This window comes from Paraburkholderia sp. BR13444 (assembly GCF_040948755.1).
Taxonomy (GTDB): Bacteria; Pseudomonadota; Gammaproteobacteria; order Burkholderiales; family Burkholderiaceae; genus Paraburkholderia; species Paraburkholderia youngii.
In genome coordinates this window covers 17,004-41,451 of the sequence record NZ_JBFPKM010000014.1, presented here as the reverse complement: position 1 = coordinate 41,451, position 24,448 = coordinate 17,004, and the positions used below count along the sequence as shown (strand labels likewise).

Annotated in this window: 22 protein-coding genes; 7 read left to right on the top strand and 15 right to left on the bottom strand. The window is 63.2% G+C overall.

Annotated features, from left to right (window positions below):
• Positions 1-40: 40 nt before the first annotated feature.
• From AB3X95_RS30010 to asd, 4 genes are all read right to left on the bottom strand, one after another.
• Entirely contained in the window at positions 41-751 is a 711-nt protein-coding gene (locus tag AB3X95_RS30010) for a phosphoribosylanthranilate isomerase (RefSeq protein WP_176123358.1), read from the bottom strand.
• A complete protein-coding gene (gene truA, locus AB3X95_RS30005) occupies positions 748-1,560 on the bottom strand; it encodes a tRNA pseudouridine(38-40) synthase TruA (RefSeq protein WP_176123359.1) in 813 nt (270 codons plus the stop codon). The genes AB3X95_RS30010 and truA overlap by 4 nt, the downstream gene beginning before the upstream one ends.
• A complete protein-coding gene (locus AB3X95_RS30000; RefSeq protein ID WP_368623253.1) occupies positions 1,557-4,088 on the bottom strand; it encodes a FimV/HubP family polar landmark protein in 2,532 nt (843 codons plus the stop codon). The genes truA and AB3X95_RS30000 overlap by 4 nt, the downstream gene beginning before the upstream one ends.
• Positions 4,089-4,226: 138 nt before the next feature.
• Complete coding sequence (gene asd, locus AB3X95_RS29995; RefSeq protein ID WP_176107169.1) at positions 4,227-5,348, bottom strand: aspartate-semialdehyde dehydrogenase; 1,122 nt, start codon at positions 5,346-5,348, stop codon at positions 4,227-4,229.
• Between asd and AB3X95_RS29990 the strand changes: the two genes are divergently transcribed.
• Entirely contained in the window at positions 5,347-5,544 is a 198-nt protein-coding gene (locus AB3X95_RS29990; protein ID WP_168991556.1) for a hypothetical protein, read from the top strand. The genes asd and AB3X95_RS29990 overlap by 2 nt on opposite strands.
• Before the next feature lie 131 nt (positions 5,545-5,675).
• Here the strand turns inward: AB3X95_RS29990 and leuB are convergent, their stop codons facing one another.
• The 11 genes from leuB to AB3X95_RS29935 all read right to left on the bottom strand — a co-directional run bounded on the left by leuB (position 5,676) and on the right by AB3X95_RS29935 (position 15,448).
• Positions 5,676-6,743 carry a 3-isopropylmalate dehydrogenase gene (leuB, locus tag AB3X95_RS29985; protein WP_018433950.1) on the bottom strand — a complete coding sequence of 356 codons (1,068 nt, stop codon included), beginning with the start codon at positions 6,741-6,743 and terminating at the stop codon, positions 5,676-5,678.
• A gap of 87 nt (positions 6,744-6,830) precedes the next feature.
• Positions 6,831-7,484 carry a 3-isopropylmalate dehydratase small subunit gene (gene leuD / locus AB3X95_RS29980; RefSeq protein WP_018424120.1) on the bottom strand — a complete coding sequence of 218 codons (654 nt, stop codon included), beginning with the start codon at positions 7,482-7,484 and terminating at the stop codon, positions 6,831-6,833.
• A gap of 83 nt (positions 7,485-7,567) precedes the next feature.
• Positions 7,568-7,726, bottom strand: a complete 159-nt coding sequence (locus AB3X95_RS29975; RefSeq protein WP_013092936.1) for an entericidin A/B family lipoprotein — start codon at positions 7,724-7,726, stop codon at positions 7,568-7,570.
• Positions 7,727-7,731: 5 nt separating this feature from the next.
• Positions 7,732-9,141, bottom strand: coding sequence for a 3-isopropylmalate dehydratase large subunit (leuC, locus tag AB3X95_RS29970; RefSeq protein ID WP_176123362.1), 1,410 nt, complete (start codon positions 9,139-9,141; stop codon positions 7,732-7,734).
• 319 nt (positions 9,142-9,460) lie between these two features.
• Positions 9,461-10,762 (bottom strand): citrate synthase, encoded by a 1,302-nt coding sequence (gltA, locus tag AB3X95_RS29965; RefSeq protein WP_176107167.1) that lies wholly within the window; start codon positions 10,760-10,762, stop codon positions 9,461-9,463.
• 72 nt (positions 10,763-10,834) lie between these two features.
• Entirely contained in the window at positions 10,835-11,107 is a 273-nt protein-coding gene (locus AB3X95_RS29960; RefSeq protein WP_008924386.1) for a succinate dehydrogenase assembly factor 2, read from the bottom strand.
• 84 nt (positions 11,108-11,191) lie between these two features.
• Positions 11,192-11,896, bottom strand: coding sequence for a succinate dehydrogenase iron-sulfur subunit (locus AB3X95_RS29955; RefSeq protein ID WP_008924387.1), 705 nt, complete (start codon positions 11,894-11,896; stop codon positions 11,192-11,194).
• A gap of 26 nt (positions 11,897-11,922) precedes the next feature.
• A complete protein-coding gene (gene sdhA, locus AB3X95_RS29950; RefSeq protein WP_176123363.1) occupies positions 11,923-13,698 on the bottom strand; it encodes a succinate dehydrogenase flavoprotein subunit in 1,776 nt (591 codons plus the stop codon).
• Between the two features lie 4 nt (positions 13,699-13,702).
• Positions 13,703-14,071 (bottom strand): succinate dehydrogenase, hydrophobic membrane anchor protein, encoded by a 369-nt coding sequence (gene sdhD / locus AB3X95_RS29945; protein WP_013092932.1) that lies wholly within the window; start codon positions 14,069-14,071, stop codon positions 13,703-13,705.
• 3 nt (positions 14,072-14,074) lie between these two features.
• The gene (gene sdhC, locus AB3X95_RS29940; protein WP_013092931.1) at positions 14,075-14,491 is read right to left on the bottom strand and encodes a succinate dehydrogenase, cytochrome b556 subunit; all 417 of its coding nucleotides are present in this window, start codon (positions 14,489-14,491) and stop codon (positions 14,075-14,077) included.
• A gap of 156 nt (positions 14,492-14,647) precedes the next feature.
• Positions 14,648-15,448: a GntR family transcriptional regulator gene (locus tag AB3X95_RS29935; RefSeq protein WP_176367558.1), complete on the bottom strand. Its 801-nt coding sequence runs from the start codon at positions 15,446-15,448 to the stop codon at positions 14,648-14,650.
• 534 nt (positions 15,449-15,982) lie between these two features.
• On the opposite strand from AB3X95_RS29935, the gene AB3X95_RS29930 reads away from it, so the two are divergent.
• The 6 genes from AB3X95_RS29930 to acnA all read left to right on the top strand — a co-directional run bounded on the left by AB3X95_RS29930 (position 15,983) and on the right by acnA (position 24,264).
• Positions 15,983-16,966 (top strand): malate dehydrogenase, encoded by a 984-nt coding sequence (locus AB3X95_RS29930; protein WP_013092929.1) that lies wholly within the window; start codon positions 15,983-15,985, stop codon positions 16,964-16,966.
• 199 nt (positions 16,967-17,165) lie between these two features.
• Positions 17,166-18,182 carry a CoA ester lyase gene (locus tag AB3X95_RS29925; RefSeq protein ID WP_368623252.1) on the top strand — a complete coding sequence of 339 codons (1,017 nt, stop codon included), beginning with the start codon at positions 17,166-17,168 and terminating at the stop codon, positions 18,180-18,182.
• Positions 18,183-18,239: 57 nt separating this feature from the next.
• On the top strand, positions 18,240-19,427 hold the full coding sequence (gene prpC / locus AB3X95_RS29920) for a 2-methylcitrate synthase (protein WP_368623251.1): 1,188 nt from the start codon (positions 18,240-18,242) through the stop codon (positions 19,425-19,427).
• Between the two features lie 100 nt (positions 19,428-19,527).
• Positions 19,528-20,031 carry a hypothetical protein gene (locus tag AB3X95_RS29915; RefSeq protein WP_013092926.1) on the top strand — a complete coding sequence of 168 codons (504 nt, stop codon included), beginning with the start codon at positions 19,528-19,530 and terminating at the stop codon, positions 20,029-20,031.
• A gap of 24 nt (positions 20,032-20,055) precedes the next feature.
• Positions 20,056-21,507, top strand: a complete 1,452-nt coding sequence (locus AB3X95_RS29910; protein WP_176123366.1) for a bifunctional 2-methylcitrate dehydratase/aconitate hydratase — start codon at positions 20,056-20,058, stop codon at positions 21,505-21,507.
• A 42-nt stretch (positions 21,508-21,549) separates the two neighbouring features.
• The gene (acnA, locus tag AB3X95_RS29905) at positions 21,550-24,264 is read left to right on the top strand and encodes an aconitate hydratase AcnA (RefSeq protein WP_176123367.1); all 2,715 of its coding nucleotides are present in this window, start codon (positions 21,550-21,552) and stop codon (positions 24,262-24,264) included.
• Positions 24,265-24,448 lie beyond the last annotated feature (184 nt).

The window sequence follows — 24,448 nt, the reverse complement described above, 5'->3', positions numbered from 1 at the left end:
TGGCTCGCGGCTTTCCTCGGAAAGCGCCCGCGAGCCTGAATCATTCAGCGTCCGCGGCGCGCACCGCGCGTACGAACGCCGCCATCCGGGCGTGATCTTTCACGCCCCGGGCGCCCGGCACTTCGATGCCGCTCGAGACATCGACCGCGTACGGGCGCACGCGATGGATCGCATCACTGACGTTTTGCGTGTTCAACCCACCACTCAAAACGGCCCGATGCGCGAGCTCTGCTGGAATAAGTGACCAATCGAAAACCTTCCCGCCGCCGCCGTAGCCTTCGACATGGGTGTCGAACAGAAGACCACTGGCTGCTGAATAGTTGAACGCCGATTTTACCAAATCGGCCGATCGAGTATCCGCCGCGACTCGCAGCGCACGCAACCAAGGCAAACCCGCAACGCCGGCGAGCGTCTCGCACTGTTCCGGCGTCTCGTCGCCGTGGAACTGCAACATCGTCAGGTTCACATTGCTCGCGACTTCCTGGACCCAGTCCGGCGTCGCGTTGACGAACAGGCCGACGACCGACACGAACGGCGGCACGTCGTGCACGAGCTCGACCGCTTGCGCGACGCTCACCGAGCGCGCGCTCGGCGGATAGAACACGAGGCCGATCGCGTCGGCGCCGAGGTCGATCGCGTGTGCGATGTCGGCGGGCTTCGACAGTCCGCACAGCTTGATGCGCGTGCGATGCGGCACGCTTTGCAAGGCGGCGGCGTCGGCCTGGTTGGCGGGGGTCTCTGCGGCTTTCATGTTTCCGGTTGCTCGGTCCATACGCTGCTCCACGGCACGCTGCCCGTCGCCGGGTCGGGCACGCCGAATTGCTCAGGATAGCCCACTTGCGCGAGATACAGGCCGTCGGGCATGAAGGTCGGCGCCGCGCAGTCGCGGCTGCGGCTCGCGAGCACGTCGGCCATCCACGCGGCCGGGCGGCGGCCGCTGCCGATTTCAATCAGACAGCCCATCACGTTGCGCACCATGTGATGCAGGAACGCGTTCGCGCGAAAGCGAAAATGCACGAAGTTACCCTGTCGTTTGACGTCGATCTGGTACAGATGCTTGAACGGCGTCTTCGACTGGCATTGCGACGAACGAAAGGCCGAAAAGTCGTGCTCGCCGATCAGATGCTCGGCGGCAGAACGCATCGCGTCGACGTCGAGCGGCGTGTGCACCCAGCCGGCGCGCGTCGTGAGCATCGGTGAGCGAACCGGACTGACGTACAGCACGTAGTAATAGGTCCGCTCGAATGCCGAAAACCGCGCGTGAAAATCGTCGGGCATCGGCTTGGCCCATTGCACCCCGATCGTCTTCGGCAGAAACGCGTTCGGGCCGCGCACCCAGGAGATATCGACGCGGTCGAGTTCGGTGTCGAAATGTACGACCTGGCCCAAGCCATGCACGCCGCGGTCAGTGCGGCCCGCGACCACCGTATGCACGGGCGTGCGCGTGAATTCGCGCAGCGCCCGTTCGAGTTCGTCCTGAACCGTGTTGCCATGCGGCTGCGACTGCCATCCAGCGAACGCGGCGCCGTCGTACTGGACGCCTAATGCGATGCGCTTCACGACAGCGGCGCGAGGGTCGAAAGCAACGCGCGGGCTTCGGTGCGCGTGGCTGGATCGTTCGCTTCGATCACTTCGTTGATGAGCGCGCGCGCCCCCCCCAGATCGCCGAGCTCGATGTACTCGGAGGCCAACTCCAGCTTGTTGCGCGCGATGCGGGCGAGATCGGCCGGCGTGAAGGCCGGCAGCGGCTGGGCCGGGCTCGGCGGCAACTCGAGGTCGAAGTCGAGCTTCAGCGCGCCGAAGCCAGCCGCGCCGAGACCTGCGACGGCGCCGTGACCCGCTGTGCCGGCGGCGATCTGGTCGGCGATGTGCGGCGCGTCGTCGTCCGCGCCGTGGACGCCGAAGGCCTGCTGCGCGGTCGTGTCGGGCGATGCGACCGGTTGCGTCGACAGCGACGCGGACGGCACCGCTTCGCCGACGGTGGGCACTTCGATGCGCGGCGGCAGCGGCATGTTCAGGCTGCCGAATGCGTCGGCGGCGTCGCGCGGGAATTCGGTCGGCGCGGACGGCGCGGGTTGCGTCGGCACGGGGATGTCGCCTAACGGCTGACCGAGCGACGTGGTGGCGAGCGGTTCGATCTGCTGTTGCGTGAAATCGATCACTGGGGGTGGAACGTCCAGGGGAGACTGCGGTTCGGCCGTCGCGGTGTGCGGTGCGCTCGGGCTTTCTGTGGATTCCTCGTCCCATTGCACGCGATGCGCGTTCTCGTCCTGCGTCGCACCGATGGCCGGTTCGAGCGGCCCCAGCGGCAACGCGTCGGCGCCGAGCTCTGCCGCGGCGGCGAGATTGGCGGCCGTGGCCGCGGAGCGCAGCGTCTCGTCGGCGGCCGGTGCGACCGATGGAGGCTCAGTGGACGGCTCGCTTTCGCTGGACGGCGGGATGCCGGCGAGTGGCGCCGTCGGTGCGGTAGGTTCGGGCGTGCCTGCATGCTGTGTCGCCTGTTCCTCTGCGGCGCGCTCGGCTGCGATGCGCGCTGCTGCTGTGCGTTCCGCTTCCGCATGTTCGGCGGCGACGCGTGCCGCTGCTTGTTCGGCTGCTGCTTGTTCGGCTGCTGCTTGTTCGGCTGCTGCGCGTTCCGCTGCCACGCGTTCGGCCGCGGCATGTTCCTCGGCTGCTGCTCGCTCTGCTGCTGCTCGCTCCTCTGCGGCCTGTTCGGCTGCGGCTCTTTCCGCGGCGGCTTGCTCGGCTGCTGCACGTTCTGCCGCTGCGCTTTCTGCCGCTGCCCGCTCAGCTGCCTCGAGCTCCGCAGCCGCATGCTCCGCCGCTGCCGCCGCAGCGGCCTGCCGCGCACGCTCCTGATCTTGCGCGTCCGATGCTTCCGTGACAGCTGCCTGCCCTGCCACCGCGCTGCCATCGCGCGAATCGGCGTCACGCGCCGATCCGGCCACTTCGGTATCAGTTGCCTCGGTAGCCCGCGCCGCAGCCTCCTTTTCGCGCTTGCGGCGACCCATGCGCAGAGCAGCGAGCAGAACGACCAATGCCGCGCCCACGGCCGCCGCGATGCTCAAATTGCGCTGAGACAGCCCGCCCTCATTCGACGGCGACGTCGCCGCATTCGCGTGCTGCGGCGCCACGGGCACTGTCGCCGCTGAACCTGCCGCTGCGGGCTGCGCAGCGCTCGTCGGCTTCGGCCCCGAAGCGACCGGCACCCCGCCGATACCGTGTTTCTGCAATTCCATCAGCACACGGTTTTTCAGCGCCAGCAGTTGCTGCAGACTCGACACCTGCTGACGCGGCTGCGAAGCCGCCTGCGCGGGTGCGGCCGCCGGTGCAGTCGCGGTTGCCGCCGACGGCGCTTGCCCGGCAGGCGCGCTCGGCGCCGATTGAATCGATCCGGTCCATTCCTGGGTGCCACTCGCCGCCACGGGCGCCGAACCGGCCACTGGCGCGGACGAAGCCAAGCCGCCCGCCGCCGCGCCAGTCGATACCGCCGCGCTGGCCGCGCCAGAGACCTCGGATGCGGCTGGCGTCGTCGCTTGAGCTGCGGCGCTGGCCGCACTCGCCGTGCTGGCCGCAGCCTCGGCAGGTGCCGCCGTCGGCGCAGAAGCGGGCACAGCCGCCGTGGACTCGGACGCCCCCGCCGCAGCCCCGGTCGACGAAGCCGCCAAGGCCCCCGACGCATCGAGAGCCGGCACAATCAACACCGCGCCCACACGCATGCGGCTCGGATCGTGATTCATGAACGCAGCCGGATTCGTGTCGAACAATGCGCGCGTCGCGCGCGCGAGAACCGCGCGGTCATGCGACTGAGTAATAGCGATCGCGACATCGTTCAGCGACTGCCCTGCGTGTACGGTGTACTGCGCGCCCGCGGCGACGGCAACGACAGCGGTAGTGGAACTGCCAGCGGAAGCGGTATCCGGCGTGCCCGTGGCACGAGCCGGCGCGGCAAGCGCATTGCCCGGGCCACCGCCGAGCAAAGCAATGGCGAAAGCGGCACCAGCGGCCATCGCCGCCGGACGGCTGCTAGATCGCACCTTCTCGTGACGAATGAACATGGCCCGAAGAGCGGAGCGTCGAAAGTTCATCGGGACTCCTGGCGCGTCAGCGCGCAGCCTTTTTTGCGAATGGAAAGAGACAAGATGATCGGAGCACAGAATGAAAAAAGCGCCGCGCAAGCGCGACGCTTCTTGAGTTGTCTACGCGTCGTGAGCGCGTAGTTTACTTTACTTGTCGAGCACAATGCGAAGCATACGACGCAGCGGTTCAGCCGCGCCCCACAGCAGCTGATCGCCGACCGTGAAGGCCGACAGATATTCGCCACCCATCGCGAGCTTGCGCACGCGACCGACCGGCACCGTCAGCGTACCGGTGACGACCGCCGGGGACAGATCGCGCATCGACGCTTCGCGCTCGTTCGGCACGACCTTGACCCAGTCGTTGCCCGACGCGAGGATGCTGTTCACTTCGTCGAGCGGCACGTCCTTGTTCAGCTTGATCGTCAGCGCTTGCGAGTGACAGCGCATTGCGCCGATTCGCACGCACAGACCGTCGACCGGAATCGAACCCGGCGTGCCCATGGCCGGCTTGCCGAGAATCTTGTTGGTCTCCGCGCCGCCCTTCCACTCTTCCTTCGACATGCCGTTGCCGAGATCCTTGTCGATCCACGGAATCAGCGAGCCCGCGAGCGGCACGCCGAAATGGTCGGTCGGCATGCTGTCGCTGTTCATCGCTTCGAGCACGCGGCGGTCGATGTCGAGAATCGCCGAAGCCGGGTCAGCCAGTTCGTTCTTCACCGCGCCGTTCAGCGTGCCCATTTGTGACAGCAATTCGCGCATGTTCTGCGCACCCGCGCCCGATGCGGCCTGGTAAGTCATGGCCGTCATCCAGTCGACGAGGTTTTCGCGGAACAGGCCGCCCAGCGCCATCAGCATCAGGCTGACCGTGCAGTTGCCGCCGATGAAGTTCTTCTGACCTTTGACGAGCGCGTTCTTGATCACGTCGAGGTTGACCGGATCGAGAATGATGACCGCATCGTCCTTCATGCGCAGCGACGAAGCCGCGTCGATCCAGTAACCGTTCCAGCCCGCCGCGCGCAGCTTCGGGAACACTTCGTTCGTGTAGTCACCGCCCTGGCAGGAGATGATCGCGTCGCACTTCTTCAGGTCTTCAATGCTTGTCGCATCTTTGAGCTTGGTCTCGTTTTTGGCGAACGACGGCGCGTTGCCACCCGCGTTGCTGGTGCTGAAAAACACCGGTTCGATCAAGTCGAAATCGCCTTCCTGCTGCATGCGTTGCATCAGGACGCTGCCGACCATGCCGCGCCAACCTACGAGACCTACGTTCATGACTTCATACCCTTCGAATGGAAACTTCCCCGCATCTTTGCCCGCAGTGACCGCGCGGGGAAGATGGGCGGGCACGACGGACGATCAGCGCTTCGTGATCGTTTTCGGGGTAATGGTTTTGATGGTAATGGCGAACTCGATTGCACGGGCCGTTGTGCCGTGCAATTTGGAAATCGAGGAGATTTGGGAGATCTGAGCCATCGCAACAATATACACGAAAACAGAAAACTGGCGGCGTTCTTCGCCGTATGACGCGCGAATCGGCCTGTTTCAAGGCGGATTCGCGCTTTAACGATCAGTATTGGTGACCTGACTACTGCACGCGTTTTACAGCGCGGCCACGACGGCATCGCCCATCGCGGCGGTGCCGACCTGCTTGCAACCCGGCGTGAGAATGTCGCCGGTGCGATAGCCTTGTTCGAGCACCTTCTTCACCGCGGTTTCGATGCGATCAGCCTGCTCGGCCTTATTCAGCGAATAGCGCAACATCATCGCGGCGGAGAGAATCGTAGCGAGCGGATTCGCAACGCCCTTGCCGGCGATATCCGGTGCGGAACCGTGCGACGGCTCGTACAACCCCTTGTTGTTCTTGTCGAGCGACGCCGACGGCAGCATGCCGATCGAGCCGGTCAGCATGGCCGCTTCGTCGGAAAGGATGTCGCCGAACATGTTGCCCGTCACGATCACGTCGAACGACTTCGGCGCCTTCACGAGCTGCATCGCGGCGTTGTCGACGTACATGTGCGACAGCTCGACGTCCGCATATTCCTTCGACACGTCGATCATCACGTCCTTCCAGAACTGCGACGTTTCGAGCACATTGGCTTTATCGACCGAGGTCAGCTTCTTGCCGCGCTTTTGCGCCGCCTGGAACGCGACGTGCGCGATGCGGCGCACTTCCGGTTCCGAATAGCGCATCGTGTCGAAGCCTTCCTTCGCGCCGGCGAACAGGCCGTCCGGCGACGTACGCACGCCGCGCGGCGCGCCGAAGTAGATGTCGCCGTTCAGTTCGCGCACGATCAGGATGTCGAGGCCCGAAACGATCTCTTCCTTCAGCGACGACGCACCCGTCAGTTGCGGGTAGCAGATCGCCGGACGGAAGTTCGCGAACAGTTCCAGGTGCTTGCGCAGACCGAGGATCGCCTGCTCCGGGCGCAGAGCGCGTTCGAGCTTGTCGTATTTCCAGTCGCCGACCGCGCCGAACAGGATCGCGTCGGCTTCCTTCGCCAGTGCGAGCGTCGAATCGGGCAGCGGATGGCCCTTCGCTTCGTAGCCCGCGCCGCCGACCGGCGCTTCTTCGAGTTCGAACTTCTCGCCGAGCACGTTCAGGACCTTGACGGCCTCCTTGACGATTTCGGGACCGATGCCGTCGCCCGGCAATACTGCGATCTTCATGCGAATTCCTTGATGATTTTTTCGGGTGTTTCTCGCGCAAACCGACGCGGGCGCGGACTAGACGCGCCTACGCTCTAACGGGTTCGCTTAACGGACGAGGCGATTGTTCAGCCACGGTTGCTTCGCGAGACGCTCCGCTTCGAACTGGCGGATCTTGTCCGCGTGACGCAGCGTGAGGCCGATGTCGTCGAAACCGTTCAGCAGGCAGTACTTGCGGAACGCCGCGACTTCGAACGGATATTCGGTGCCGCCGTCGGCTGTGCGCACGACTTGCGCTTCGAGGTCGATCGTCAGCTCGAAGCCGTTGAACGCATACGTCTCGTTGAACAGATGATCGACCTGCTGTTCGGTCAGCACGATCGGCAGCACGCCGTTCTTGAAGCAGTTGTTGTAAAAGATGTCGGCGAAGCTCGGCGCGATCAGCGCGCGAAAGCCGTACTGCTGCAACGCCCAGGGCGCGTGTTCGCGCGAGCTGCCGCAACCGAAATTCTTGCGCGCGAGCAGCACCGAGGCGCCCTGATAGCGCGGCTGGTTCAGCACGAAGTCCGGGTTCAGCGGACGCTTCGAGTTGTCCTGACCCGGTTCGCCGTGGTCGAGGTAGCGCCATTCGTCGAACGCGTTCGGACCGAAGCCCGTGCGCTTGATCGACTTCAGGAACTGCTTCGGAATGATCGCGTCCGTGTCGACGTTCTCGCGATCGAGCGGCGCCACGACGCCGGTGTGTACGATGAATTTATCCATGACGCTTGCGCCTGTTCAGGACCGGGCGATGCGACCGGCGGTTGGACCCCCGCGCCGCATCGCCGGCAAAAATCAAAAACCGCTTATTTCTCAGCGTGATTGCTGATCGAATTGCCGAGGTGCGACATGTCCTGGCCGAATCCGTGCACCGTGTTGCATCCGGCCAGGCCGAGCAGAAGCCCGGCGAGCGTGCCGAGTGCGAAGCGGCGCAATAGAGTGATGCGATTCATGTTCTTCATCATGCGATTCATCCAAGCTTGCGAATGTCGACGAAATGCCCTTCGATGGCTGCAGCCGCGGCCATTGCGGGGCTCACCAGGTGCGTGCGCCCACCGGCGCCCTGACGACCTTCGAAGTTCCGGTTCGACGTGGACGCGCAGCGCTCGCCCGGCTCGAGCCGGTCGGCGTTCATTGCCAGACACATCGAGCAACCCGGCTCACGCCATTCGAACCCGGCCTCGGTAAAGACCTTGTCGAGGCCTTCACGCTCCGCCTGCGCCTTCACGAGCCCCGAACCCGGCACGACCATCGCCAGACGGATGTTCGGCGCGACGCGGCGGCCGAGCTTCTTCACGACGTAAGCCGCGGCGCGAATGTCTTCGATGCGCGCGTTGGTGCACGACCCGATGAAGATTTTATCCGGCTTGATCGACTCGATCGGCGCGTTCGGCTCGAGCGCCATGTACTTGAGCGCACGCTCCATCGCGTCGCGCTTGACCGGGTCCTTCTCGCGCTCCGGATCCGGCACGCGGCCGTCGACCGGCGTGACCATTTCCGGCGACGTGCCCCAAGTCACCTGCGGCACGATTTCGGCCGCGTTCAGCTCGACCACGCGATCGAAATGTGCGCCCTCGTCCGACTTGAACTGCTTCCAGTACTCGACCGCGTGATCCCACTCGACGCCCTGCGGCGAGAACGGACGGCCTTTCAGGTATTCGACCGTGGTGTCGTCGACGGCGACCATGCCGGCGCGCGCGCCCGCTTCGATCGCCATGTTGCAGACCGTCATGCGGCCTTCCATCGTCAGCGAACGGATCGTCGAGCCGCCGAATTCCATCGCGTAACCGGTACCGCCCGCGGTGCCGATTTTGCCGATGATCGCGAGCACGATGTCCTTCGCGGTACAGCCGCGCGGCAATTGGCCCTCGACCTTCACGAGCATGTTCTTGCTCTTCTTCTGCAGCAGCGTTTGCGTGGCCAGCACGTGCTCGACTTCCGACGTGCCGATGCCGTGCGCGAGCGCGCCGAACGCGCCGTGCGTGGACGTGTGCGAGTCGCCGCAGACGATCGTCATACCCGGCAGCGTTGCGCCCTGTTCCGGCCCGATGATGTGGACGATGCCCTGACGCTGGTCGTTCATCTTGAACTGCGTGATGCCGAAGGCGTCGCAGTTCGCGTCGAGCGTGTCGACCTGCAGCTTCGAGACCGGATCGGCGATGCCGTGGCTGCGGTCCGTGGTTGGCACGTTGTGGTCGGACACGGCCAGGTTCGCGCTGATGCGCCACACCGGACGGTGAGCCATTTTCAGGCCTTCGAACGCCTGCGGGCTGGTCACTTCATGCAGCAGGTGACGGTCGATGTAGAGAATCGCTGTGCCGTCGTCTTCCGTGTGGACCACGTGCGTGTTCCACAATTTGTCGTAGAGAGTCTGTGCCATGGTATGCGGGGTAGTAATGACTGCGGGCTGACTGTGTCGGTCGATTATGCCACGCGACGCACCGCGATGGGCTGCTTAAACAGCGAAAAAACCGATAAAAAACATGGGGTTGGCTGGTAGTGCCAATACCTGTATCGGTGTTACCCGGCAAGCATCGGCGAGCGGCGGCGCCAATGCGCCGCATGCACGATCCGCGGCGGCCGCAGAAACAGAAACGCCCCAACGGCAGACCCGTTGAGGCGTTTTATTTACTCCGATTTCGCGCTTGTGCGCGGCACGAATGCCGCGGCCAGGCGCGCGTATCGCGGTCGATCAGCGCTTAGCGCTGTGCGATCGGCTTCGCTTGACGCAGCGTCTCGCCGACGAACAGCTGACGCGGACGACCAATCTTCTGCTCAGGATCGGCGATCATTTCGTTCCACTGCGCGATCCAGCCGACCGTGCGTGCCATCGCGAAGATACACGTGAACATCGACGTCGGAATGCCCAACGCGCGCTGCACGATACCCGAGTAGAAGTCGACGTTCGGGTACAGCTTGCGCGACACGAAGTATTCGTCTTCGAGCGCGATCTTTTCGAGTTCCATCGCCAGCTTGAACAGCGGGTCGTCGTGCAGGCCCAGCTCTTCGAGCACTTCGTGGCAGGTTTCGCGCATCAGCTTCGCGCGCGGATCATAGTTCTTGTACACGCGGTGACCGAAGCCCATCAGCTTCACGCCCGAGTTCTTGTCCTTCACCTGCTTGATGAACTCGGGAATGTTGTCGACCGAGCCGATTTCTTCCAGCATGTTCAGTGCGGCTTCGTTCGCACCGCCGTGCGCCGGGCCCCACAGACACGCGATACCCGCCGCGATACACGCGAACGGATTCGCACCCGACGAACCGGCGAGACGCACGGTCGACGTCGACGCGTTCTGCTCGTGGTCCGCGTGCAGGATCAGGATACGGTCGAGCGCGCGCACCAGCACGTCGTTGACCACGTACTCTTCGCACGGATTCGAGAACATCATGCGCATGAAGTTTGCGCTGTACGACAGGTCGTTCTTCGGATACACGAAAGGCTGGCCGATGCTGTACTTGTACGCCATTGCGACCAGCGTGGGCAGCTTGGCGATCATGCGGATCGCCGACACTTCGCGGTGACGCGGGTTATTGATGTCGAGCGAGTCGTGATAGAACGCCGACAGCGCGCCGACAGCGGCAACCAGAATCGCCATCGGGTGCGCATCGCGACGGAAGCCGCGGAAGAAGAACTGCATCTGCTCGTGCACCATCGTGTGCTTCGTGACGGTGCCGACGAATTCGGTCTTCTGCTTTTCGTTCGGCAGTTCGCCGTTCAGCAGCAGATAGCAGGTTTCGAGGAAGTCGGCATTCTGCGCGAGGTTGTCGATCGCGTAGCCGCGGTAGAGCAGTTCGCCCTTGTCGCCGTCGATGTAGGTGATCGCCGAATTGCACGCCGCCGTCGACATGAAGCCCGGGTCGTACGTGAATTTGCCGGTCTGGCCGTACAGTTTGCGAATGTCGATTACATCCGGGCCAATCGTGCCCTTGTAAATCGGCATTTCAACGCTCGGCGAATTGTCGCTGAACGATAGCGTGGCTTTAACATCTGACGGGGTCATAGCACATCCTCAATCGAAGTATGGATACAGGGTTTCGATAATTGCACGCCTGGAACAACGGACTGGCGGCGCTCAAGCATTGCGCAGCAACTCCAGAACCCGGACCACGTCCGGGTCGGCTAGATCGCCTTCTGGTTCCTTGCGTGCGAGCAGCAAGTCCATCAGGTCGTTATCGCTCAGCTCGAGCAGGCGCGTGAGTGCGCCAACGTCGGCATCGCTGAGGTCATGCTCATATCGGCTGAAAAAACGCTCGAAAATCAGGTCGTTTTCCAGCAGGCCCCGCCGTGCGCGCCAGCGAAGACGCGCGCGGCGGAGAGGGTCGGACTGATGCGATGTATCGGTCATGTCGGTACACCCCGCGCCGCGCCCAGGCGCGCTGACTGCCCTCTCGGGGACAGCCTGCGCCAGGGAGCGCGGGGCTCATTGATACTAGACAGCGCGGCGAACCATCAATTCCTTGATCTTGCCGATTGCCTTGGTCGGGTTCAGGCCCTTCGGGCAAACGTCGACGCAGTTCATGATCGTGTGGCAACGGAACAGACGATACGGGTCTTCCAGGTTATCGAGGCGCTCGCCGGTTGCCTGGTCGCGGCTGTCCGCGATGAAGCGGTAGGCTTGCAGCAGACCGGCCGGGCCGACGAACTTGTCCGGATTCCACCAGAAGCTCGGGCACGACGTCGAGCAGCTCGCGCACAGGATACATTCGTACAGGCCGTCGAGCTCGTCGCGTTCTTCCGGCGACTGGAGACGTTCCTTTTCCGGCGGCGGCGTATCGTTGATCAGGTACGGTTTGATCGAGTGATACTGGTTGAAGAACTGCGTGAAGTCGCAGATCAGGTCACGCACGACGGGCAGGCCCGGCAGCGGACGCAGCACGATCTTCTGCGGCAGGTCGTTCAGGTTCGTCAGGCACGCGAGGCCGTTCTTGCCGTTGATGTTCATTGCGTCCGAACCGCACACGCCTTCGCGGCACGAGCGACGGAACGACAGGGTTTCGTCGAGCGCCTTCAGCTTGACGAGCGCGTCGAGCAGCATGCGTTCGTGCGAGTCGATTTCGATCTCGTACGTTTGCATGCGCGGAGCGGCGTCCTTGTCCGGATCGTAGCGGTAAATTTCAAATGTACGCTTGGCCATTTCTCTGAATTCCTTTGACTTGTGCCTTAGAAGGTACGCGCTTTCGGCGGAACCGATTCGACGGTCAGCGGCTTCATGTGCACCGGCTTGTAGTCGAGGCGATCGCTTTCGCTGAACCACAACGTATGGCGCAGCCAGTTTTCGTCGTCGCGATGTTCGAAGTCGTTATGCGCGTGCGCGCCACGGCTTTCCTTGCGCGCTTCGGCGGAGACCATCGTGGCGCGTGCCACTTCGATCAGGTTCGCCACTTCCAGCGCTTCGACGCGGGCCGTGTTGAAGACCTTCGACTTATCCTTCAGATGGATGTTGTCGACGCGTGCCGCCACTTCGCGGATGGCTTCGACGCCTTCGGCCAGCAGCGCCGAGGTGCGGAACACGCCAGCGTGCTTCTGCATCGTGCCGCGGATGTCGTTCGCGACCGACTGGGCGTACTCGCCCGACGACGAGCTATCGAGCTTCGCCAGACGCGACAGCGCGAAGTCGGCTGCATCTGCCGGCAGCGGCTTGTGTTCCTTCAGTTCCTTCACGTGCTTGACGATGTGATTGCCGGCAGCGCGGCCGAACACCACGAGGTCGAGCAGCGAGTTCGTGCCGAGACGGTTCGCACCGTGCACCGACACGCACGAGCATTCGCCCACTGCGTAGAAACCGTTGACGACTTCTTCGTGGCCCTTCGGCGTACCGACGACCTGGCCGTTGATGTTCGTCGGAATACCGCCCATCTGGTAGTGGATGGTCGGCACGACCGGGATCGGCTCCTTGATGCAGTCGACGTTCGCGAACTTCAGCGCGATTTCGCGGATCGACGGCAGACGCTTCATGATCGTCTCGGCGCCGATGTGCGACAGGTCGAGCAGCACGTGATCCTTGTTCGGACCCACGCCGCGGCCTTCCTTGATTTCCTGGTCCATCGAACGCGAAACGAAGTCGCGCGGCGCCAGGTCCTTCAGCGTCGGCGCGTAGCGTTCCATGAAACGCTCGCCGTTCGAGTTACGCAGAATACCGCCTTCGCCGCGCACGCCTTCGGTGATCAGCACGCCCGCGCCGGCCACGCCGGTCGGGTGGAATTGCCAGAATTCCATGTCCTGCAGCGCGATGCCCGAACGGGCCGCCATGCCGAGGCCGTCGCCGGTGTTGATGAACGCGTTGGTCGATGCCGCGAAGATCCGGCCTGCGCCGCCTGTGGCGAACAGCGTGGTCTTGCCTTCGAGGATGTAGACGTCGCCGGTTTCCATTTCCAGCGCGGTCACGCCGAGCACGTCGCCGTCGGCGTCGCGGATCAGGTCCAGCGCCATCCATTCGACGAAGAATTGCGTCTTGGCAGCAACGTTCTGCTGGTACAGCGTGTGCAGCAGCGCGTGACCGGTACGGTCAGCCGCTGCGCAAGCGCGTTGCACCGGCTTTTCGCCGTAGTTCGCGGTGTGGCCGCCGAACGGGCGCTGATAGATCGTGCCGTCGGCGTTACGGTCGAACGGCATGCCGAAGTGTTCGAGTTCGTAGACGGCGTTCGGTGCTTCACGGCACATGAACTCGATCGCGTCCTGGTCGCCGAGCCAGTCGGAGCCCTTGATCGTGTCGTAGAAGTGATAGTGCCAGTTGTCTTCGCTCATGTTGCCGAGCGAAGCGCCGATGCCGCCCTGAGCAGCGACCGTGTGCGAACGCGTCGGAAACACTTTGGACAGCACGCATACCGACAGACCGGCGCGCGCCAGTTGCAGCGACGCGCGCATCCCCGAGCCGCCCGCGCCGACGATAACCACGTCAAACTTGCGACGCGGCAGAGAATTCTTGATTGCAACCATGCTTTTATACTCTCCAGAGAATCTGCGCAGCGTAGCCCGCACATGCGAGCAGCCAGAGGATCGTCAGCGCCTGCAGGACGAGACGCGTGCCAACGGGCTTCACGTAATCCATCCAGATGTCGCGCACACCCACCCACGCGTGGTAGAAGAGCGAGAGAAGCGTGACGAACGTGGCGAGTTTCATCCACTGCGTCGCGAAGATCGACGCCCAGCCGTCGTACGAGAAGTCGCGCGCGAGGAAGAACCACGCGAGCAGAATCACCGTGTACACCGCCATCACGACGGCGGTGACGCGTTGCGCGAGCCAGTCGCGTAGACCGTAATGCGCGCCGACGACGAGACGCTTCGAACCGATTCGGTTATTGGCTGCCATTTTTTAGAATGCTCCGAACAGTTTTGCCGCGAATGCGATGGTGAGCAGCGACGACACGACAAACACGACGATAGAGGTCGACTTGCCCTTTTCTTTCGACACGGCATCGTGATTCGTATCCATCAAGAGGTGACGGATGCCGGCGCAGAAATGGAACAGGAAAGCCCACGCGAGAACCAGCGTGATCAGCTTGACGATGATGTTGGAGAGGAAGCCCTTGAAGACTTCGAAGCTCAGTTCGGAAGTCAGGCTCTGATCGAAGAGGAACAGCAGGAACGGAAGGAAAAGAAACAACAAGGCACCGCTCACACGATGCAGAATCGACACGCGCCCCGCCAGCGGGAGACGGTATGCCGTCAATATTTGCCCAATACCGATGTTCCGGAATTCCGGCCTCGGTTTCTTTACCGCTTCTGCCATGCTAGACCCCTACTATGTAGTCACACTAATCCGCAATTTTAGCGCCTTTTTATATCGCGCTGCAGCGAAAACCACGCCAGGTCCTTGCTGCGCGCGCTATGAAAGCGCCTTCCGATCGGCACGCGTGTGGGACGCCGCGCCTCGTTTCAGCCCGATTCAGCTCAGATCGTTCTGATAGTAATACCCGGTTGTGACATACCAACCTCGCCGGACTTCAACCGGCCGATCCCCATAGGTATAGGACACGCGCTCGACCGAGAGCAACGGAAAACCCGCCGGCACACGCAGCAGGTCTGCCACGGAAGGCTCCGCCGCGACAGCGCGGATTTTTTCCGTCGCGCGAATCATGCGGGTGCCGAATTCGGTCTCGAACATCGCGTAGAGGGGACCTTTGTACTCTGAAAGCCGCTCGAGTGTGAGCCCGCGGAACACGGCGCCTGGCAGCCAGATTTCGTCGAGCACGGTCACTTCGCCGTCGAACTGCAGCAAACGCTTGATCAGCACGACCGGATCGGCCGGCTTCAGATCGAGTTGCCGGGCAATTTCCGCCGATGCGCGCAGCCGCCGGCATTCGAGCAGACGGCTCACGTGCGGATGCTCCGCGCCGTCGTCGGCGAGCAATCTCAGGAAACGGAACTGCGCGCGTTCCTCGTTGTGCGTCGCAACGAACGTGCCCTTGCCCTGACGGCGCACCAGCAGGTTGTCGGCGGCCAGCTCGTCGATCGCCTTGCGCACCGTACCCTGACTCACCTTGAAACGCGCGGCCAGTTCGACTTCACTAGGAATGATCTCGCCCGGCTTCCATTCGCCGCTTTCGAGGCTCTGCGTAATCAAGCCCTTGATCTGCTGATACAAGGGGCTGAAGGTCGGCGACGCAGCAGCGGAAACAGCGGATACAGCTTCGCCCGCGGCCCCCTGGCCATTCGGGTTTACAGGATTCGCCGGGTTCGAATTCATGCGCGCATTTCATCATAAAGCGCCGGGGCACGTCTAGGGTTTTCCCCTCGATAGATGTGTCTTATATAAGACATAAGATACTGTTGACTTTGTCGGTTTCGACTCCTACACTCCTTGTCGAGCAAGGGTTTGCGGGATTTTGCGGCAGCTGTTTGATGCAGCGCCGCGACGCTCCGGCCGCCACTCTGCACCATGCCGTCCCCTACGCAGTCCAGGTTTCGATTCGCCGCCATCCGTTGCATTCGCGTGCTGTTCCGTGTTGCAGCCGCTGGCCCGACACTCGCCGAAACGCGCTGTTCGCAGGAGCCCGCACTGTGCAGTTGCGGCCCCGGCGTAAGCCCTGGGCCATCCCGTCCCGCTCGGTAGTACGGATTTCCGGCACGGCGGTCTTGCCTCAACGCGCCGCCCGGTCTCGGCACATTCCGAGCCCGCACGCGAACAGTGAATTCCGCCGTGTTTCATAACGCTTCGCTGAACGCGCATATAGAATGGCGTTTTCCCTAGCGTCTAACGCATCGTCCTGGAGATTTCTCAATGGCTAAGCCCGCAAAGCGCGTTGCCGTCACCGGCGCCGCAGGTCAAATCGCTTACTCCCTGCTGTTCCGCATCGCCAATGGCGACCTGCTCGGCAAGGACCAGCCGGTGATCCTGCAACTGCTCGATCTGCCGCAAGCGCAAGCCGCCGTCAAAGGCGTCGTGATGGAACTGGATGATTGCGCATTCCCGCTGCTGTCGGGCGTCGTGATCACGGACGACCCGAAGGTCGCGTTCAAGGACGCCGACATCGCCCTGCTCGTCGGCGCGCGTCCGCGTTCGAAGGGCATGGAGCGCAAGGATCTGCTGTCGGCCAACGCCGAAATCTTCACGGTTCAGGGCAAGGCGCTTAACGAAGTCGCCAGCCGCGACGTGAAGGTTCTGGTGGTCGGCAACCCGGCCAACACGAACGCGTACATCGCAATGAAGTCGGCGCCGGATCTGCCGAAGAAGAACTTCACCGCGATGCTGCGTCTGGACCACAACCGCGCGCTGTCGCAACTGGCGGCCAAGTCGGGCAAGCCGGTCGCGTCGATCGAGAAGCTCGCGGTGTGGGGCAACCACTCGCCGACCATGTACCCGGACTTCCGCGTCGCAACGGCTGAAGGTCAGGACCTGACCAAGCTGATCAACGACGAAGAATGGAACCGCAACACGTTCATCCCGACCGTCGGCAAGCGCGGCGCGGCGATCATCGAAGCGCGCGGCCTGTCGTCGGCGGCATCGGCGGCCAACGCTGCGATCGACCACGTGCGTGACTGGGTGCTCGGCACCAACGGCAAGTGGGTCACGATGGGCATCCCGTCGGACGGCTCGTACGGCATCCCTGAAGACATCATCTACGGCGTGCCCGTGACCTGCGAAAACGGCGAGTACAAGCGCGTCGAAGGTCTGGCAATCGACGCGTTCTCGCGCGAAAAGATGGACGCCACGCTGCAGGAACTGCTGGAAGAGCGCGACGGCGTTCAGCACCTGCTCGGCTAAGCATCTGATCATCTGATGCCGATGAACCGGAACTCCGAAGCGTCAGCGCGGCGGGTTCCGGTTTTTTTCGTGCGCATGGCGCTGCGATCGTCGCCATTCGCCTCTGATTCGAACGTGCTTTGCCGTCGCCCGACCGCGCTTGCGCAGAGCACACCCGAATCCGACATTCCTAATCCTCACCACGCCCCACACGCCGAAGATGCGCGTTCTCACACCCGCCGAAGTGCTGTTTGAGGGCGAAGCGCCGCCCGCTGTGCTGCCTGCCTGCGACCACTACGCGGGAAGCGAAAAGCTGATGCTGAAGTCGCTCGCGTTACAGCAGCAACTCGGTCCGGTGTTCGATATCACGCTCGATTGCGAAGACGGCGCGCAGGTCGGCCGCGAGGCCGAGCACGCGGAACTGGTCGCATCGCTGCTGGGCAGCGAGCATGACCGCTTCGGCCGCGTCGGCGTACGCATCCACGACTTCGCTCACGCGCACTGGCGCGACGACGTGCGGCTGATTCTGCGCGCCGCAAAGCGGGCACCCGCCTACATCACGCTGCCCAAAATTCGCAACGTCCACGATGCCGCCGAAATGATCGCGTTCATCGAGGCGACGCGGCGCGAACTCGGCATCGCGCAACCAGTGCCGGTGCAGTTGCTGGTCGAAACTCACGGCGCGCTCACGCGCGTGTTCGAACTGGCCGCGCTGCCAGGCGTCGAGGCGCTGAGCTTCGGCCTGATGGACTTCGTCTCCGCGCACGACGGCGCTATCCCCGATACCGCGATGCGCTCGCCGGGCCAATTCGATCATCCGCTCGTGCGGCGCGCGAAGCTCGAAATTTCGGCGGCCTGCCATGCGTACGGCAAGGTGCCGTCGCACAACGTCAGCACCGAAGTGCGCGACATGAGCGTGGTCGCGAACGACGCGCAGCGCGCCCGCAATGAATTCGGCTACACGCGCATGTGGAGCATTCATCCGGCGCAGATCGAGGCGATCGTCGCCGCGTTCGCGCCGCGCGACGAAGAAATCGCGACGGCCACCGAAATCCTGTTGGCCGCGCAGTCCGCGCATTGGGGCCCGACGCGTCACGGTGATACGCTGCACGACCGTGCGAGCTACCGCTATTACTGGTCGGTGCTGCGCCGCGCGCAGAGCACCGGCCGCGCTGTTCCGCAAGAAGCGGCGCCGCTCTTTGCGCAAGTTGGCGCTAACGGACAGTCAGTGGCATAAGCGACGCGTTTTTCAAACGGCGACGGCGATGAGCCGGCACACAGGAGAAGGCGGAACATGAGCGAGACGACGCAAGCCGCTGACGCAACAGGCGGCAACGAAACGCAAAGCGGCTTCAAACCGAAGAAATCCGTCGCGCTGTCGGGCGTGACCGCAGGCAACACCGCGCTGTGCACGGTCGGCAAGACCGGCAACGATCTGCACTATCGCGGCTACGACATTCTCGACATCGCCGGCGCGTGCGAATTCGAAGAGATCGCTTACCTGCTGGTCCACGGCAAGCTGCCCACGCAGGCCGAACTGACCGCCTACAAGACCAAGCTGAAGTCGATGCGCGGCCTGCCCGCCAACGTGAAGGCCGCGCTTGAATGGATTCCGGCCGCCGCGCATCCGATGGACGTGATGCGCACCGGCGTGTCGGTGCTCGGCACGGTGCTGCCGGAGAAGGACGATCACAACCTGCCCGGCGCGCGCGATATCGCCGACAAGCTGATGGCCTCGCTCGGCTCGATGCTGCTGTACTGGTATCACTATTCACATAACGGCAAGCGCATCGAGGTCGAAACCGACGACGATTCGATCGGCGGCCATTTCCTGCATCTGCTGCATGGCGTCGAGCCGTCGAAGGCGTGGGTCGAGGCGATGCACGTGTCGCTGAACCTGTACGCGGAGCACGAGTTCAATGCGTCGACGTTCACGGGCCGCGTGATCGCGGGCACGGGCTCGGACATGTATTCGGCGATCACCGGCGCGATCGGCGCGCTGCGCGGCCCGAAGCACGGCGGCGCCAACGAAGCCGCGTTCGACATCCAGTCGCGCTACCAGACACCCGACGAAGCCGAAGCCGACATCCGCCGCCGCGTCGAGAACAAGGAAGTCGTGATCGGCTTCGGCCATCCGGTGTACACGATCTCGGACCCGCGCAACAAGGTCATCAAGGAAGTCGCGAAGAAGCTATCGAAGGAAGCGGGCAACATGAAGCTGTTCTCGATCGCCGATCGGCTCGAATCGGTGATGTGGGACGCCAAGAAGATGTTCGCGAACCTCGACTGGTTCAGCGCAGTGTCGTACCACATGATGGGCGTGCCGACCGCGATGTTCACGCCGCTGTTCGTGATCTCGCGTACGGCCGGCTGGAGCGCGCACATCATCGAGCAGCGCGTCGACAACAAGATCATCCGGCCGAGCGCGAATTACACCGGACCCGAGAATTTAAAGTACGTGCCGCTAAATAGGAGAAAATAGCGGTCGCTGTGCGCTCCACAGCGCGTGCAGTTCAACCCGCGCGGCCGCCGGACCGGTCGTCCGCGCACTGTTTAACTGATTTGATAGAAAGGTTTTCTCCATGAAAAAGCTGATGATCGCCGCCATGATTGGCGCCCTGTCTACGACGATGCTGACCGTCGCGACTGACGCCGCTGCTGCGGACACGGCCACCACCACCACGAAGAAGGCCGTCGCCAAGCGCCCGGAGCCGCGCCGCCTCGTCAAGCGCAAGGCTAATCCGGTGAAGGAAGCGAAGGTCGATCCGATCCCGGAAGGGTCGGAAAAGTGGTCGTGCAAGGACGGTCTGGCTTTCGAAATGAAAGGCGACATGAAGCGTGACCAGATCGTCACGGTTCACTGGGCGAACAAGAACTACAACCTGCCGCGCGAAGCGACCACGACGGGCGCTGACCGCTTCCACGACGCAGCAACCGGTATGGACCTCGTCGTGATCCCGACGAAGGCCATGCTGTTCCAGGACAAGGACAGCTCGCGTCTCGCCGACGAGTGCAAGACGGTCGCGATGGAACAGGGCGCGCCGGCTGCAACGCAATCGAACGCGATCAACAAGACCGGCAACTGATTTTCGCCGCCAGGGAAGCCCCCGATGTCCGCCCCGATCTCCAACGTACGACCCGCCCCGGACGCCGTCCTGGTCGATATCGTCGACTACGTGCTGGATTACCGGATCGACAGCGCGCTCGCGCTGGAAACCGCGCGTCATTGCCTGATCGACACGCTCGGTTGCGGACTCGAGGCGCTTACCTACCCGGCCTGCACCAAGCTGATGGGACCAATCGTGGCAGGCACGATCGTCCCCAACGGCGCGAAGGTGCCGGGCACGTCGTTCCAGCTGGACCCCGTTCAGGCCGCCTTCAACATCGGCGCGATGATCCGCTGGCTCGACTTCAACGACACCTGGCTCGCGGCCGAATGGGGCCATCCGTCCGATAACCTCGGCGGCATTCTCGCGACGGCCGACTGGCTCTCGCGTACCGCCATCGCAGCCGGCAAAGCGCCGCTGACAATGAAAGACGTCCTGATCGCAATGATCAAGGCGCACGAAATTCAAGGCTGCATCGCGCTCGAGAACTCGTTCAACAAGGTCGGGCTCGATCATGTGCTGCTCGTCAAGCTCGCGTCGACCGCGGTGGTCGGCCAGCTGATCGGCCTCACGCGCGAAGAGCTGATCAACGCGGTATCGCAGGCGCTCGTCGATGGGCAGGCGCTGCGCACCTACCGCCATGCGCCGAACACCGGTTCGCGCAAATCGTGGGCTGCCGGCGACGCCACCGCGCGCGCCGTGCGCCTCGCGCTGATCTCGAAGACCGGCGAGATGGGCTATCCGTCGGTGCTCAGCGCGAAAACGTGGGGCTTCTACGACGTGCTGTTCAACGGCAACGCGTTCCGGTTCCAGCGTCCGTACGGCTCGTACGTGATGGAAAACGTGCTGTTCAAGATCTCGTTTCCGGCCGAGTTCCACGCGCAAACCGCCGTGGAAGCCGCTCTCGCGCTGCATGCGCAGCTCTCGCGCCAAGGCCGGCGCGTCGAAGACATTCGCCGCGTGACGATCCGCACGCACGAAGCCGCGATTCGCATCATCGATAAAAAAGGCCCGCTGAACAATCCGGCCGACCGTGATCATTGCATCCAGTACATGATCGCGGTGCCGCTGATTTTCGGCCGTCTGACGGCTGCCGATTACGAAGATTCAGTGGCGCAGGACTCGCGTATCGATGCGTTGCGCGCGAAAATGGAATGCGTAGAAGATCCACAGTTCACGAAGGATTATCACGACCCGGAGAAGCGTTCGATCGCCAATGCACTGACGATCGAATTCAACGACGGGTCGAAGTTCGGGGAAGTCGTAGTCGAATACCCGATCGGTCATAAGCGCCGTCGTGAGGACGGTATTCCGTTGCTGGTCGAGAAGTTCAAGACCAACCTCGCGCGGCGCTTTCCGGTCAAGCAACAACTGGCGATTCTCGACGTCTCGCTCGACCAGGCCAAGCTCGAAGCGACGCCGGTCAATGAATACGTCGATCTTTACGTCATCTAGGCTGAGTACTGTAGTTCCGCGATCCAAACCAAGGAAAACACCATGGCCCACAACCTCCACAAAACGCTCAAGGAATTCGACAGCGGTTCCGGCAAAGGCAAGTTCTACTCCCTGCCGCAACTCGGCAAGGCTCTGAACCTCAAAATCGACCGTCTGCCGGTCTCGATCCGTATCGTGCTGGAATCGGTGCTGCGCAACTACGACGGCAAGAAAATCGCCGAAGAACACGTCACGCAACTCGCGAACTGGAAGCCGAACGCGGCGCGCGTCGATGAAATTCCGTTCGTCGTGTCGCGCGTCGTGTTGCAGGACTTCACCGGCGTGCCGCTGCTCGCCGACATCGCCGCGATGCGCGGCGTCGCGAAGGCCGTCGGCAAGAATCCGAAGTCGATCGAGCCGCTGGTGCCGGTGGACCTCGTCGTCGACCACTCGGTGCAGGTCGACCACTTCCGCGAGAAGAACGCGCTCGACCTGAACATGAAGCTGGAATTCCAGCGCAACAACGAGCGCTATCAGTTCATGAAGTGGGGCATGCAGGCGTTCGACACGTTCAAGGTCGTGCCGCCGGGCGTCGGCATCGTTCACCAGGTGAACCTCGAATATCTCGCGCGCGGCGTGCACAAGAAGGCCGACGGCGCGGACACCGTGTACTACCCGGACTCGCTGGTCGGCACGGACAGCCACACGACGATGATCAACGGCATCGGCGTGGTGGGCTGGGGCGTGGGCGGTATCGAAGCCGAAGCAGGCATGCTCGGCCAGCCGGTGTACTTCCTGACGCCGGACGTCGTCGGTGTGCACCTGAAGGGCAAGCTGATCGAAGGCGTGACCGCGACCGACCTCGTGCTGACGATCACTGAACTGCTGCGCAAGGAGAAGGTCGTCGGCAAGTTCGTCGAGTTCTTCGGCGAAGGCACGCGCTCGCTGTCGGTGCCGGACCGCGCGACGATCGGCAACATGGCGCCGGAATACGGCGCGACGATGGGCTTCTTCCCGGTCGACGAAAAGACCATCGAGTTCTTCCACGGCACGGGCCGCACGGAAGCGGAAATCTCCGCGTTCGAGAACTACTTCAAGGCGCAGGAGCTGTTCGGCATTCCGGCCGATGGCGACATCGATTACACGAAGGTCGTCACGCTGGATCTCGCCACGGTCGCGCCGTCGCTGGCAGGCCCGAAGCGTCCGCAGGACCGCATCGAGATCGGCCACGTGAAGTCGACCTTCATCGACCTGTTCTCGAAGCCGGTCTCTGAAAACGGCTTCGCGAAAAAGGCCTCCGATCTCGACGCGCAATACACGACGAGCAACGGCGTCGACGTGAAGAACGGCGACGTGCTGATCGCCGCGATCACGTCGTGCACGAACACGTCGAACCCGAGCGTGCTGCTCGCCGCCGGTCTGCTCGCGAAGAAAGCTGTCGAGGCTGGCCTGACGGTTGCTCCGCACATCAAGACGTCGCTGGCTCCGGGATCGCGCATCGTCACCGAGTACCTGACGAAGACCGACCTGCTGAAGTACCTCGACAAGCTCGGCTTCACGCTGGCCGCATACGGCTGCACGACCTGCATCGGCAATGCGGGCGACCTGACGCCGGAACTGAACGAAGCGATCACGAAGAACGACATCGTCGCGGCAGCAGTGCTGTCGGGCAACCGTAACTTCGAAGCGCGTATCCACCCGAACATCCGCGCGAACTTCCTCGCGTCGCCGCCGCTCGTCGTCGCGTACGCGATCGCCGGCAACATCACGCGCGACCTGATGACCGAGCCGGTCGGCAAGGGCAAGGGCGGCAAGGACATCTACCTCGGCGACATCTGGCCGACCAGCGACGAAGTCAACGCGCTGCTGAAGTACGCGATGGATGCCGACGCGTTCCGCAAGAACTACTCGCAGCTCACGAAGAAGGGCGACCTGTGGAGCAAGATCGAGGGCGAAGAAGGTCAGGTCTACGACTGGCCGAAGTCGACCTACATCGCCGAGCCGCCGTTCTTCGGCAAGGACTTCTCGATGACGCCGGCCTCCAGCATCGCGCCGGTCAAGGGCGCGCGCGCTCTGGGCATCTTCGGTGACTCGGTCACGACCGACCACATCAGCCCGGCGGGCTCGATCAAGGAAGACTCGCCGGCAGGCCGCTGGCTGAAGGAAAACGGCGTGCAGAAGGCCGACTTCAACAGCTACGGCTCGCGTCGCGGCAACCACGACGTGATGATGCGCGGCACGTTCGCGAACGTCCGTATCAAGAACCTGATGATCCCGGCAAAGGCGGACGGCACGCGCGTCGAAGGCGGCCTGACGATTCACCAGCCGAGCGGCGAACAGCTGTCGATCTACGACGCGGCGATGAAGTACATCGACGCCGGCACGCCGACCATCGTGTTCGCGGGCGAAGAGTACGGCACGGGTTCGTCGCGCGACTGGGCGGCCAAGGGCACGCAGCTGCTGGGCGTGAAGGCCGTGGTCGCACGCAGCTTCGAGCGGATCCACCGTTCGAACCTCGTCGGCATGGGCGTTCTGCCGCTGCAGTTCAAGGGCTCGGATAGCGTGCAGTCGCTCGGTATCACCGGCGAAGAAACGTACGACATCGAAGGCCTCGGAGACGACTTCAAGCCGCAACAGGAAGTCACGCTCGTGATCCACGGCAAGGACGGCGACAAGCGCGTTCCGGTGCTGCTGCGTATCGACACGCCGATCGAAGTCGACTACTACAAGCACGGCGGGATTCTGCCGTTCGTGCTGCGCTCGCTGCTGGCTGCTTGAGCCTCGCGGCAACGCATGTAGCCTCGCTGTTTTGCAGGGGCTGCGTCCTGTGGAGGGCGCAGCCGACTTTGGAGCCCGACCTCAGGTCGGGCTTTTTTTTTGGTCACGCAGCGTGCGGAGGGGACTCGAACCTGATGCGAAGTTCGGCATCACGACAACATGCCGCGCGACAACCTGCCTGGTT